At 40.6% G+C, this 13,414-nt stretch carries 10 protein-coding genes; 1 reads left to right on the top strand and 9 read right to left on the bottom strand.

The features are described 5' to 3' along the window. Positions 1-6: 6 nt before the first annotated feature. From J1G40_RS06960 to J1G40_RS06935, 6 genes are all read right to left on the bottom strand, one after another. Entirely contained in the window at positions 7-1,467 is a 1,461-nt protein-coding gene (locus J1G40_RS06960; protein ID WP_265241885.1) for a T9SS type B sorting domain-containing protein, read from the bottom strand. Between the two features lie 41 nt (positions 1,468-1,508). Continuing rightward, positions 1,509-2,960 (bottom strand): T9SS type B sorting domain-containing protein, encoded by a 1,452-nt coding sequence (locus J1G40_RS06955; protein ID WP_265241884.1) that lies wholly within the window; start codon positions 2,958-2,960, stop codon positions 1,509-1,511. Then, entirely contained in the window at positions 2,960-4,696 is a 1,737-nt protein-coding gene (locus J1G40_RS06950) for a T9SS type B sorting domain-containing protein (RefSeq protein ID WP_265241883.1), read from the bottom strand. Before J1G40_RS06950 ends, J1G40_RS06955 begins: the two co-directional genes overlap by 1 nt. Positions 4,697-4,729: 33 nt before the next feature. Then, positions 4,730-7,435 (bottom strand): T9SS type B sorting domain-containing protein, encoded by a 2,706-nt coding sequence (locus J1G40_RS06945; protein ID WP_265241882.1) that lies wholly within the window; start codon positions 7,433-7,435, stop codon positions 4,730-4,732. A 236-nt stretch (positions 7,436-7,671) separates the two neighbouring features. After that, positions 7,672-8,505: an ABC transporter permease gene (locus J1G40_RS06940; protein ID WP_265241881.1), complete on the bottom strand. Its 834-nt coding sequence runs from the start codon at positions 8,503-8,505 to the stop codon at positions 7,672-7,674. 21 nt (positions 8,506-8,526) lie between these two features. Next, positions 8,527-9,444, bottom strand: a complete 918-nt coding sequence (locus J1G40_RS06935) for an ABC transporter ATP-binding protein (protein ID WP_265241880.1) — start codon at positions 9,442-9,444, stop codon at positions 8,527-8,529. Between the two features lie 86 nt (positions 9,445-9,530). Here J1G40_RS06935 and J1G40_RS06930 point away from each other — a divergent pair, with 86 nt between their 5' ends. Beyond that, positions 9,531-10,616 (top strand): hypothetical protein, encoded by a 1,086-nt coding sequence (locus J1G40_RS06930; protein ID WP_265241879.1) that lies wholly within the window; start codon positions 9,531-9,533, stop codon positions 10,614-10,616. A gap of 74 nt (positions 10,617-10,690) precedes the next feature. Here J1G40_RS06930 and J1G40_RS06925 read toward each other — a convergent pair whose 3' ends face one another. From J1G40_RS06925 to J1G40_RS06915, 3 genes are all read right to left on the bottom strand, one after another. Beyond that, positions 10,691-11,749: a nucleoid-associated protein gene (locus J1G40_RS06925; protein ID WP_265241878.1), complete on the bottom strand. Its 1,059-nt coding sequence runs from the start codon at positions 11,747-11,749 to the stop codon at positions 10,691-10,693. A gap of 74 nt (positions 11,750-11,823) precedes the next feature. Further along, positions 11,824-12,318: a plasmid pRiA4b ORF-3 family protein gene (locus tag J1G40_RS06920; protein WP_265241877.1), complete on the bottom strand. Its 495-nt coding sequence runs from the start codon at positions 12,316-12,318 to the stop codon at positions 11,824-11,826. Positions 12,319-12,346: 28 nt separating this feature from the next. Continuing rightward, entirely contained in the window at positions 12,347-13,381 is a 1,035-nt protein-coding gene (locus J1G40_RS06915) for a COX15/CtaA family protein (RefSeq protein WP_265241876.1), read from the bottom strand. Positions 13,382-13,414: the final 33 nt, after the last annotated feature.

Genomic DNA, 13,414 nt, shown 5'->3' with positions numbered 1-13,414 from the left:
TTGCACTTAACGTTTTAATGCAAAATGGCCATTAATCTCCGGGCCGTTGGTTACAAATGCTTTGAACCAATAATCTGAAGAGGGTAAAGCAGTGCCTTTATACCTGCCATCCCAACCCGGATCATCTGGTCGGAATTGGGCAAGAAGGCTGCCGTATCGGTCAAAAATTAAGATAGATGCAAGTCGTATCTGAAAATTTTCTTCAGGGGGGATAAATTGCCAGTAATCATTTATACCATCGCCATTTGGCGTAAAGAACCTTGGGAAATCATCTGTTGTCAGGTCCCTGTCAACGGCCCGTTTAGTAGTACCGCAGCCATTTTTATCACGTACATAGGCAGTATGGAGCCCGGATGGTACATTCAGGAAAACCGGACTTTGCTGATAAGGGCCGTCGGCGTTATCTAGTGCGTATTCATAATCTCCCATCCCACTGGCATTAATGGTAATTTCCTTTCCGCCTGATGTATCTACAATATCAATAGTATTTATTGTAGCTATTTCCGATACCACTACTTCAAATAACTTAGAGTTGGCACATTCTATCCTTATACCAGAGACAACAATAGAGTTATATAGTTCATAGCGATACCTCCCGGGTTCGGTCAGGGGAAGTTCACGCTGCTCTGAAAGCAAGGTTTCCGGACTACCCAAATTGGTTTTGTACCATCTGAAACCTTCGGCGGTATCCTGGCTCGAGATAACAAATGGCAGTTCATCACTACAGATGCCAACGATATCCGGGAATTCAATATCGGGCCTGAGTGAGATTAATTCCCCGCTAACTTCATCAATGAAGGGTTCGCAATAATCCATGGCCGGACCAGTAAAAAAACTTTCTTCCACGCATCCCGCACTTATACCATTTTCATTATAGGGGGTAATTTGAACATAAATTTCCGCAAATTGAGGCAGGTCCGCATCCGGTTCATAAAGCAACACATTGCCTACATCCAGATTGTTAAGAATATCAGTGCCTCCGGGGGTGGTGCCTATAGAAATATTGTACCCCGTTGCAGATGGGGCATAAGCCCAACTTAAGTCGGTTACAATAGTTACATTGGAAGCGTTATTATCCGGACCGGTTAATAACGTGCATGGAGGCGGTACGATAACGTCTTCGGTGTTAAATACGATACCGGTACAAACAATGGGCGGCCCATCAAAAGGAATTAAACTGAGGCTAACAAAGATCTGAGTATCATCTGGCAATCCCAGCGGGGCGGTATAAAAATTGTTCTGTCCGGTAGGATGGCTATTCAGGATGTCTGTTCCTCCCACTGAGGTTCCCAGGGAGATGACATAACCATTTATACCATTCACAGCTGGCCAGCTAATGGTAGCGTCAATAGGAATGTCTATTGCCCCATCTAACGGAAAATCTATAACGGGACAAGTCTGACTTATAGACAACTGTCCGCTCATTATAAAGAGCAATATAATAAATGGTCTTGCTTTTATCCGCATTTTGCTTGCTGTTCAGTGTACAGATCTGCCTCCATCCAAAACTATCTTTTCAATAAAAAATAACCACGAACGATATTCTGATAATTATCTTCAGCCTTAAACCAATAGACCGCAGAAGGCAGGGGTCTTCCGTTAAAACTGCCGTCCCATCCATTGGAAGAACGCGTTATTTGTGTCAGCAATACTCCGTACCTGTCAAATACCTGGAGGTATTCTAACTGTTTTACTCTTCCTTCCTTTGACGGCCGTATCTGCCAAAAGTCATTAATTCCATCACCATTTGGCGTAAAAAACTTTGGAAAATCGCTCTGACTCAACTCTGCTTCCACCAATCCCCTGCTTACCCCGCATCCGTTCTTATCTCTGACAAATACATCATGGGCACCAGACGAGACCTGAGTAAATACATTACCATCCTGATAGGGACCATCAATATCATCCAGAGCAAATTCATAATCTCCAATTCCTTCTGCAAGAACTTCAACCTGTAGTCCGTCTGCATTTCTAAGGACATTGATCTCTCTTATCTGCGGGACATCAGAAAAAACCACGGAGAAATCAACCACGCTAGTGCATTCTATGCTATTACCAAGTTCTTCTATAATGTTATAGGCTTCGTATCTATAGCTACCAAGAGAAGATATGGATACGGTCCTGTTTGTTGATAACAGGGTTTCGGACCCATCCTCATTGACACTGAACCAGCGAAATCCGTGGGCCTGATCATTACTTTCTACTGTTGCGGGAATATTATTTTGGCAAAGTCCTACCACATTAGGAAAATCTACTACAGGGCGCAAATTGATAGACTGACCGCTTACAGGATCAATGAATGGCCCGCAATTAAAAACAGCAGCGCCTGTATTAAAACTTTCTTCAGTGCATCCTGCCGCATCCCCATTTTCATTATAGGGCTGTATCCTCACGTATATAGTTTCGTCCTGTGGCAGGTTCTCAGAAAGATTATGACTTAAGGTATTACCCACATCCAAATCGTCAATAATATCCGATGCCCCAGCGGAGCTGCCCACAGTTAATCTATAACCAGTGGCCTTAGAAGCGTAATTCCAGACAATTTCTGTTGTTACCCGAACCCCTGATTCCCCATTAAGAGGGAGGCTTAAGTTGGTACATAAAGGAGGGGTAGTTACGTCCTCTGTGGTAAAAGATTCTATAGCGCAAATTTTAAGAGGCTGATCTGCAATAAACAGCTCTATCCGTACGTAGATCAGTGTATTTTCGGGCAACCCAAGTTCAGGCGTATATGAATTAATTAGCCCTGCAGATCTTCTGGACAGGATGTCACCTCCACCTGGTGTTGTGCCTAGTGAAATCAGGTATCCAACAATTCCGTCCACAGCCGGCCAGGTTATGGTAGCATCTACCGGGATGCCTACAGAACCATTAGCGGGATATGAAAGTTTAGGACATGACTGAGCACTCACCCAAAGAGGCAATAGAAAAACGGCGATATAAATGAATTTCCTTAGCATTAGCGTTTTAGTGCAAAATGACCTCTAATCTCGTTATTCAAATTATCTCTTGCACTGTACCAATAATCTGAAGAGGGCAGCGGTTGCCCGTTAAAATTGCCATCCCATCCTAATGAAATTGGATCAAGTTGCACAAGAAGATTTCCAAACCTGTCAAAAATATGTATGACACTCACTGTATTGCCGCCGGCTAATGGCGGTGGAATAAACTGCCAATAATCATTGATTCCGTCCCCATTAGGGGTGAAAAACTTTGGAAATCCTTCTACAGTGATATCCTGTTCAATTTGTTGCTGAACTATGCCACAGCCATTTTTGTCCCTGACATAAACAGTATGGGATCCCGGTGTAATATTTGTAAAAACCCTGCTATCCTGGTACGGACCGTTGGTGTCATCCAGGGCATATTCATAATCTCCTATTCCACTTGCCAGAACTTCTACCCTGAGGCCGGTTGCTCCTTCAGTTATATTAATGTCAGTTATAGTTGCCACTTCTGAGGAAAGCACCTCAAATATTTTGGAAGTTGGGCATTCAATGGTGCCCCCCGTTTGAGCAACGGTATTATAGGCTTCATATCTGTATTCACCTGTCTCCATAATTGTTACATCGGCGGTGTCTGAAATTAATGTTTCATTGCCAAATTGATCTATTTTGAACCATCTGAAGCCGTCAGCAGTATCTGATGCTGAAGTAGTAAAAGGGGCTGAATTTTCACAAAAGGAAATAGTATCAGGAAAATTAATTTCAGGGTTCAATGTTGTTATTTCACCGGTAACTACGTCCAGATACGGACCACATCCCAGTAAAGTAGAGAACGATTCCTGTGCGCAACCGATAGCATCACCTGCATCATTAAATGGGATTATGGTGATAAAAAACGTTCTGTTGGGTTCAAAGTCTATGACCAGAGTAGAATTAGTTGGAAAAATACCGTTATCAACTACCTCAGCAGTAAAGGGAGTGTTACCTATAGTTACTCTATAGCCAGTTGCTCCTACAACAGGGGTCCATTCCAGGATGGGGGTCAGAGAAACATTTACTTCGCCATTGGCAGGTGAGACCATGGTAGCACAACTCGGAAGTGTTGCGACCACTCCAGTTGTAAAACTTTCCTCAGAGCAGGGCATTGCAGAACCATTTTCGTTATAGGGAACTACTCTTACAAAAATGGGAGTACTGGGGGGGAATTCTACCGGGGGGTTGTAAAACAAGGTATTGCCAAGATCCTGGTCGTTCAGTAGGTCTACCCCACCTGGTGTTGTCCCTATGGATAAACGGTAGCCGGTAGCTGTTGGAGCATAGTTCCACGCAATATTTGTTCCTGTATTGACATTGGTACCTCCATCAATCGGATTTCTAAGGACAGAGCATGAAGGAGCTGTAGTGACATCAACAGTTCTGAAAGATTCACTGGCGCAGGTTATATTGGGTTGATTAAAAAAGAATAATGTGATGGTAACAAAGATTTCTGTATTCTCCGGTAATCCCAGGGGAGGGATATAATTGTTGGCCCTTCCCAGTGATCGTTGATCAATAATATCAGTACCTCCCGGGGTAGTCCCGATAGAAATAATATAACCGGGGACACTTGGATCTGCCTCAGTCCATGATATGGTAGTATCAACCGGAACATCTACTGCTCCATTTACAGGGCTGGTAAGAACAGGGCAGTCTTGCCCAGCAGCCATCAAGGCCTGGAGTACGCAAACAAAAAAGAGTACCTTTTTTGGCATATTTCCAATATTTCCTTTTTCAATTAAGCAGGACTACCTTTTCAATGCAAAATGCCCTTTAAATTGCCGACCGTCCTTAAGGTTTATTTTGAACCAATAATCTGAGGCCGGTAGCATTTGCGCATTGGCATCCCCATTCCATCCCTGATCTTTGGGATTTATCTGAGTAACAAATGTGCCATATCTGTCATAGATAGAAATATAGGCATCGGTTGCCAATAAATTTTCTACCCCATCCAGTTGCCAAAAATCATTTACACCATCCCCGTTAGGTGTAAAGAATTTAGGATATCCCATTACTGCAATTTCCCTTTCACTGATACCACAACCATTATCATCTTTGACATAAATTGTCCAGGATCCAGGAGCTACGTCATCAAACAAATTGTTTTGTTGATATGTTATGCCATCAAGTGAATAAGAATAGGAACCCTCACCGCTTACTACTACCTGAACCGTATTTCTATTAGAAAAGTCTTTAATCTGAACCTCTTGAAAAACAGCCATATTAGATGGGAGAACGCTAAAAGCAACGCTATTATCGCATGCGTATTTTTTATCACCTATATAATAGTTATAGCGGGTCTCTAGTATATAATTCCCGACGGAGGAAATTAAGGTGCTCTGGCCCCCTGCAATAACATTTTCAGCTGAACCATCAACCTTTATCCACCGATAACTATCAAATCCTACAGGACCTTCAATGGCCAGCCCCGGACTATCTGTACACAACAAGTAAGATGCCTGCATCTCGGTAAAAGGGGTAGGGTTTACCACTAAACTTATTTCCTCCACTCCCAGGCATTGATTATCGCTGGCCAACCTGGCGAACAATGTTGTTGACTCCGAGTTTATTGAGCCGGTTAACAAGTTCTGCTCTAAAGACATATCGGTTAAAGAAGCATAAAAATCCACTTCTATATCTCCATAGGATTCGGCAATATCATCCAGATTAAATGTACTTCTAAGTACAGCATCTTCCGGTATCTCATCACAACTATAAACAGGGCCTAAGGCACTACTTACAATATCTACCGGGCTAACTTCGAGCTGAATCTCACCCTCATTGGTACACCCTAAACTATTAATGGCTTTGTAATAAATGGTTTGATTAAAAGGTTGGGTATTCTCAAATTGGTCTGTTCCTGTAATTGGTTGGTCAATAATTCTGTCGGCAATTGAATTATAGAATGTAAACTGCAGGTCGGGATCCTCATTTAACAACTCCAGATTAATTCGGGTAATACCATCCGTAGTATCAATAGCATCAATATCGCATTGTGCCAGATTCACAATGGCATCGGGTACTGGTAATACCCTGATTTGTGATTCTCCGATAATGGGACATTTAGCCGGATCATCAAAGGTAATCTCAAGTCTGTACCGTCCTGAATCACCTTCATTGGAAACAGGGATGTCATAAATATTATCCCCGGCAACATTTAATGGAAGGCCGTCTTTTTCCCAGGTATAAGTGGCATCCGGAAAGGCTTCTACTTCTAAAGTAAAAGGATCTCCCACACATAAATTGAGTGTACTGATCCCTGCTCCGTTTTCATCCGTAACCAGAGCCGTATTCCCAAAGAAAGATTGAATAAAAGGAGGAAGACCCTGGGTGGCCTTTTTTCCTTCTAAAAATACAGCGTTGTGCTTGTAGTCGGCCGCATCACCTACTTCATTAGGGTTATTGATAACACCCAAATAAGAAGTGCCCTCATTATAATTCTTTGCAATGGTCCTGTATATTTTACCATTTGAAGCTTGTTGCAATGCCCCCCTGAAGATAGGCCTGTTATCTAAGACCACCATCGAAGCATCAATATCACTTGCAGACAAATCATACTGCAGTAAGGAAGATGAATGCCCTCCGGTTCCCAGTAAATTATTGGAGGTATGCACATATAGAAATCTGCTATTTGGCGAAAATTCAACGCCATACGGATTAGTGTTTTCGTCTGTTATAACTATCTCTTGCTGATTGGTAACACGTCCGTTACTGTCATCAAAATCATAGATATACAGCCCATCCGTTACATTTGCGCTGACCAGTTTTTTACCATCGGAAGAGAGCTTCAAATATCCTCTCGGATCGGCTACTCTCAGGTCTGGTAATGTAGATTTTACCGCATTGTTTACAACTCCTGCCGGATTTACTTCAAAAGCATGATAGGTGGTTAGGATGCCATCATTACCATTGGCAGAAGCCAGGGTAATTATCCAAATAGATTGGTCAAAACACTCCTTGACTACAGCGGTTATTTTTTCTGAACAATTAGGTAGAAGGTTTATATTCTTTTCTGTAATTGCACCAAGGCCTTTGTTCAGGGAAATATCAACAACCGAATAGTTGAGGCCGTAATCAGGATCGGCTTCAAAAGTCTTGGTATCTACGGTAAAAATATAGAAGATTAAAGGGTCCTCTGGTTTTGGAACTATAAGGGCAGATTGGGTACTGGAAGGATCACCATACAGCCCTTCGCCATTCTCCATAATCTCATGGTTGCTGTTGTAAACTGTGAGTCCGTCTGTATAGAATAATAGATTTCCAAAAGTATCTGAAATTGTGGCACAACCCTCAAAAGTACTGAGTTTACCTTTTTTTAATGGGGCTACGGTACCGTTATTATTAAAACGGACACCAGCACCATTCCCAAAATACCAGTTGGATGTTTCGCCCTGGCCAAATAATAAGACAGGACAAAGGATACCAAAGAATAAAGCTGAGGCAATCTTTTTCATAGTGTTCCTTCAAACATCACAATATACTACAAATCTGGCTTTATGCATAAAGCCGCCGATAAATAGACCAAAATGAAGGAAGAAAGTCGCAATGGGAACTACCGAAGTCCCTTTCTTTACTGATTATACCATCTAATTGTTAAAATTCTCAACTAGCTAAAGCAGGGGGATGTTAAGGATAGAAAAAGGGCCCAAAAAACAATAAAAATGTGGTTTTAGAAGACCGGTATTCCCTATTACAGATCGCGCTTTTTCAACAAGGCATAGGAAGAATATATAAAAATAGCTGTCCAGGCCAGGACTATTAAAATTTCATACCAGTGTACAGCATAGTCGAATGAGAATTCTTCACCAATCTGATTGGCCACAGATTTAACGGCATTAAGCCTGCTAAAAGGTTCTTCTATCAATCTGGCCGTTGCTTCTAAGGGAAATGCTCCTTTGATCATTTTGGCAGTATCCCAGCTGACAAACTTCCACCCTAAAAGGCCAAAAATCAGTTGTTCCACAATTGCCCAAAGTATAAGAAACCCAAGCGCAAAGGCCGAACGTTTAACAAAAATTCCCAGGAACAGGCAAAAAGAGAAAAACCCAACCAGTTTCAGGAAAAAGGCAAGCAGATACTCCAGATCTGAAAAGATGATGGAAGCCTCGTTAAAATCGGAATATATAAGGCCCAGAATCATCGAAACACCAAACACAAAGACCGTGGAGATAAGAGCAAATGAAATTACCGTCAGGAATTTTGAAAGTATGAATTCTTTCTTGGACAATCCGTCTATCAGGTTTTGTTTTATTGTTTTGTTGCTGTATTCATTGGCCATCATAGAGACAATGACTATGGCAAGAAAAAGTTTGAAAATTGCAGTGACATAGGTATTAAAATGCCAGATATATGGAAAATTGAATATTCCCTGCTCGGCCAAATGAAACTGAATCGGACCAATATCAAACTTTATGGCGGCAACCAGGGCAATGGAGGTAAGGAGCACAAAATAGGAAATGATAAGGATCTTACTGGCCCTGTTGTTCCATAATTTAATAAATTCTATCTCGAGTAATCTTTTCATCGGTGTTTGTTTTGGCTAATTTTAGCTTGTGGCGGCAGTTGTGTTTGAGTTTTCAGTAAGTGTCAGGAATTGCTCTTCAAGACTTTCTTTACGTTTAACCAGATGAGAAAGCACAATACCAGAAGCAAAAAGTTGTTTGTTAAGTTCAATGGCATTCATTTCGCGCTCAAGAAAGGCTGTAATAAGGCCATTTTCCTGTTTTACTTCGCCAAAACTATCGTTCTGTTCTAAAAATTTAAGGAGTTGTTCACTGGAATCGGTCCTTAATTCAAAGAAGCCATGACTGGCTAACATCCCGTCTACACGGCCAGAATACAATTTCTCTCCTTTTCTAAGGATAACCACATGGCTGCACACTTTTTCTACTTCGTCCAATAAATGTGATGCAAGCAATATTGTTGTACCCTGAGCAGCAATTTTTTTGATAATCTGTCGTATCTGATGTATGCCCTGGGGGTCTAATCCGTTAGTGGGTTCATCAAGAATCAGAATTTCAGGATCATTAAGAAGGGCCGATGCAATGGCCAGCCTTTGCTTCATACCCAGAGAATAAGTGCGGAATTTACTGTCTTTACGTTCCAGCAAGCCTACCAATTCTAACTTCTGTTCTATTTTATCTTGCCCTACTTCTTTGATCTTGGAGACCAGTTTTAAATTCTGGAGAGCAGTCATATAGGGATAGAAATTAGGACGTTCTATTATGGCCCCCACCTTTTTCAGTGCATCGTGTGTTGAGGTATTTCCATCGAACCAGGAGAATCCTCCGGATGTAGCATTCACTACATTCAGGACAATACCAAGGGTGGTCGACTTACCGCTACCATTAGGGCCCAGTATACCATAGACATTTCCTTTTTCTATAGAAAAGGAAAGATCTTTTACTGCGGTAAGGTATCCGAATTTCTTTGTTAAGTTATTAACGGTTAGAATCGTTTCCAATATGGTGGTTGTTTTTGTGTTCTTTATATTAACTTGACGACAAAAGCGTTATTTTGTTACAAGATGTGCTAAAATAAGATTATCCTATGACTGACGAACGTCTAATGTGGAAGAAAAAACCGGCCTATCCCGTTAGTACAAAACTGGATGCCTATCTGGAGGAGTATAATCGAAAAATAGAGATTCCTATTTTCTATGATGACTTACTCAGGTTTGCTGGTTCGGTTGTGGTATATGACGCTGAAGGGGAGGATACCCTCTGGGTAAGAGTGTATTATTCTGACTCGGAAAGAAAAGAAATAGACCTGAGTTTAAAGCAGGTGTATTCTATATTACATTCTGATGGTAGTGATCGTATTTTCCAATATTTAAATATAGATGCGGTAGATTACTGCACTTTTGGGAACTCCAAACCCTTTAGAATTAAAGTGCGGAATATCCTGAATGATAATTTTACTTATTTCTATGTAAAAAAAACTGATGCTTCCAGAATTTATGGTCTGGAACTAGAACATATGTTATCTCCTTACAACCTCAACTTTCTGGTGTATAAAGACACGCTGATTGAGGAACATATAGCAGGGATACCTGGAGATGTATTTATTAAAGATATGTTGCCAAACTGTTCTGAATCAGAAAAATCTCAGCTTGCCAAAGAGTTCGTTAAATTTAATGAACGCTGTATGATTCGACTTTTGGGAGATATGCGCTCCTATAATTACGTTATTGTACCGGTACACGATTTTGATCATGTGGTCTATAGAATAAGGGCAATAGATTTTGATCAGCAGTGTTTTGAAGGGAAACTAAAGGTGTACCGTCCACAGTTCTTCAAAGAAAACTATATAATGGTAGAATTGGTCAGAGGTAAACTACAGCATAAATCGGTAGACCAGTATAAAATTGAAGAACGTTCTATAGTTGCAAAGAGAATCATTAGCTCGGGAAACCGAATCAACAGACTGGTGAATATCTGTAAATCTGATGATATTTCACTGGATGACAATATTGCCTTACTGGGCAACCAGATCTATGATCTTACCCTCGATGTAAATTTTAGGAAGTGTAAGACTATGGGGCAAATACTGGAACTTGCGTTAGACTTTGTCAAGCGAAATTATCAGGATGTCAGTATGAAGCAGATCATTGAAAAAAAGATCAACATCCCATGATCAATCAACATTGAACAATTTGCAATTATCAATTAAGGGTTATGAGGTGGAGGTATTTTAACAATGCCAATTAATTAGCTTTTACGCTCTTTATTAAAGTATACCAGATAATAGTACATCTGCCGCTCCTCGTCCCATCCTTTTTCCACAAACTTTTCTGCAGATTCGGGATTTATGAAGTCGAGCTTAATCTGGACATTCGTATCCAGCTCTATAACATTCTTAATTTTTTTTCTGGTATCAGAGACTGCCTTATTCGCGATTTCAAAATTTGAAACATCCTCAATACTGTATTTTGGGCCTTTCTCTACTTTATAATGTTTAAATTCCGGGATCAGCTCCGGATTTTCCATCACTTCATTTAGAAAGTTAGATTCCTCAAAGGCATCGTTTTTCGCGAAATGATTCACTGCCCTGTTCATAAACAATACTTCCTGCTGCTTGTCTTCTGCCGGCAATACCACGTCTTTTGCAAAATTCTGGCAAAACTTCAGGTAATTTTTGGTGTAAAAATTATCATCAGTTAAAGGGACTACGTCCAGGAATTGCTCTAGCCAGTATTTGGCATCGTACCTGTTATTGTCTATTGAAAGCACTTTAAAGCCTTCCTCCTTATTTGTATTAAAAATAAGGCAACCTTTGTCGAGCTTATTGATATTTACCCCCTGTAGGATATCTATATTCAGATTCTTACCTTCTTCTTTAAATTGAAGGAAGTCTTGTTTTAACTCGCTTTTGAATATACCAATGGCATCTGTTTTAACATTGTCAAGGACCACATCTGTTAAATAAGTTACATATACTTCACCGCTTTTGATATGAGGGTGTGAAGACTGTTCATAAAGGTGTCTGGCAAGTTTTTTAGAATTCAGATGACAGGATCCCGGCTGGGCAAAGATCTCGCATACGGCTTTATAGACTTCGTTAAATTCTACATCTACCTCATGGGTAAGTCTGTAATAGTTCTCTTCCTTTTCCCTAAATGGTTTAAAGAAATATTCTTTTAACAGTCCGGAAATTTCGTCATCTAGAGCATATGTTGTCTCAGACAGAAAAATCTGTTCTCCTTTATTTTTGTTGCCAACACGATGAAGGGAAACACTTTCGATTTGGGTAGGGTAGAGGTTAATCATGTATTAATTAATAATTGATAGTTTAAAATTGCTTTTATAAGCATATTACCTGGTTAATTTCGGTTTACTTTCGGTTAGTTCCAGTTTTCATCAAAATCCATATCGTCATAATTTTCGAGGGTATCATCAAAATCAAATGACGGATCCGATTCAAATTTCCTTTCAGGAGGAGTATCCGGTAGCTCTCCAAAGCTAAACAACACATTGGGATACACCCGGCCATCTTCCTTTTCAACTATATCGGCCAATTCAACAAAGAAGGTCCACATGTTGAGGAAATCATACACATAGATTAGTTTTGGAGTTTGGGTCGTAAGAATTTCTTCAACAGAGGTTTCATGCATTAATCGTACATCGGAACCCTTCTCGCTCATATCAAAAAGCGCAATTTCTTCATCCTGATTCCATCTTTCATCACAGGTGTAGAAAGAAGCCATCTCATTGCCCAAAAATCCGAACGACTGGGTTAAGACATTGTGAAAATCTTCCAGGGTACTCTTGCCCTCTATTTCTACATCCCTAAATATATCTTCCTCAGTATCCAGGATTATCCTGATTTTGTAGATCATTTTCTTTAATTTTCAGGTGACGGCAAAGTTACGAAGATTTATGGCTTTTTTTGGCTTTTAGTGCTTCCAATACCATATAGAATTGCAGCCCGAAAAGCAAGGAAGCCAATACCAGGTGCAGGGCTTGTGTACCAAAGGGGAAGTCGAGATAGTTCATAGTCATTCCGGTGATGACTTCTAGTAGTAAGAGTAGCAGTACCCAGTTGATCTTGGCAAATCCCAGATTTAGTTTAAAGATTCTATAGGCCAGAAACAAATTGATCATTACAACCAAAATAGAGAATGATCTGTGAATATAGAATTGTAGTTTTGGGGTCTGCAGCCATAAATGCCTGGCTTGTTCCCCAACAAGATCTATTTGCTCATCAATAAATTGCCTTACCTCAGTACCAAGAACAATTTGTAAAAGGCCAACTGCCAACACTATGATAAATAATTGAAAGGTCTTTTTATCGTGTTTAAATTCTTTAGAAACGGATTTCGTCCCATGTATCAGGTACAAGATCATCCCAACAATCACAAGGGCCATTACCATGTGTATAGTAATTTTTGCCGGTTCCAGAACAGAGTATACCACGGTTGCCCCGAGCCAGGCCTGGAATCCCATTGCCAATACAACAGCCCAGGAAAGCAGGGTAATACTTTTGTTGTCTTTCCAATATCCTATCGAAAAAATTGCCATGATTAGAGTGGCTAATCCTGCCAGGGCGCCTAAAAGACGATTTATAAATTCGGTCCAGGTATGAGCCGCATTGAAGACGGCATAATTATGTTTGGTATATGGAGACCAATTTTCACTATTATATTTGTCTCCGCTGGTGAAGTCCTCCTTTGCCACTCGCAGAGTTTCGTCCAGAATTATTACCTGCCCCTGCTTATAGCTGGCCTGTGATTTCCATTTTAGTTCCGCTTCCTCAGTAGGGGGGATGTAATATCCAAAACATTTGGGCCAATCCGGACAACCCATTCCACTTCCTGTCATCCTGACCACAGCCCCTGCAATGATTACAAGGTATACAAGGACAAGTGATAATTTGGCAATTTTCAGGTAATGTTTCCTCATTAATTGCGAGTTGATCAGGCAAAATTACGAATC

The organism is Muriicola sp. Z0-33, from assembly GCF_026126425.1.
Classification (GTDB): Bacteria; Bacteroidota; Bacteroidia; order Flavobacteriales; family Flavobacteriaceae; genus JAFMPW01.
The sequence above is the reverse complement of the archived record's forward strand: the minus strand, read 5'-3'. Positions and strand labels throughout refer to the sequence as shown.

Coding starts and splice junctions, on each gene's coding strand:
- J1G40_RS06960 (WP_265241885.1), bottom strand. CDS start 1,467: ATGCGGATAAAAGCAAGACCATTTATTATATTGCTCTTTATAATGAGC.
- J1G40_RS06955 (WP_265241884.1), bottom strand. CDS start 2,960: ATGCTAAGGAAATTCATTTATATCGCCGTTTTTCTATTGCCTCTTTGG.
- J1G40_RS06950 (WP_265241883.1), bottom strand. CDS start 4,696: ATGCCAAAAAAGGTACTCTTTTTTGTTTGCGTACTCCAGGCCTTGATG.
- J1G40_RS06945 (WP_265241882.1), bottom strand. CDS start 7,435: ATGAAAAAGATTGCCTCAGCTTTATTCTTTGGTATCCTTTGTCCTGTC.
- J1G40_RS06940 (WP_265241881.1), bottom strand. CDS start 8,505: ATGAAAAGATTACTCGAGATAGAATTTATTAAATTATGGAACAACAGG.
- J1G40_RS06930 (WP_265241879.1), top strand. CDS start 9,531: ATGACTGACGAACGTCTAATGTGGAAGAAAAAACCGGCCTATCCCGTT.
- J1G40_RS06925 (WP_265241878.1), bottom strand. CDS start 11,749: ATGATTAACCTCTACCCTACCCAAATCGAAAGTGTTTCCCTTCATCGT.
- J1G40_RS06920 (WP_265241877.1), bottom strand. CDS start 12,318: ATGATCTACAAAATCAGGATAATCCTGGATACTGAGGAAGATATATTT.
- J1G40_RS06915 (WP_265241876.1), bottom strand. CDS start 13,381: ATGAGGAAACATTACCTGAAAATTGCCAAATTATCACTTGTCCTTGTA.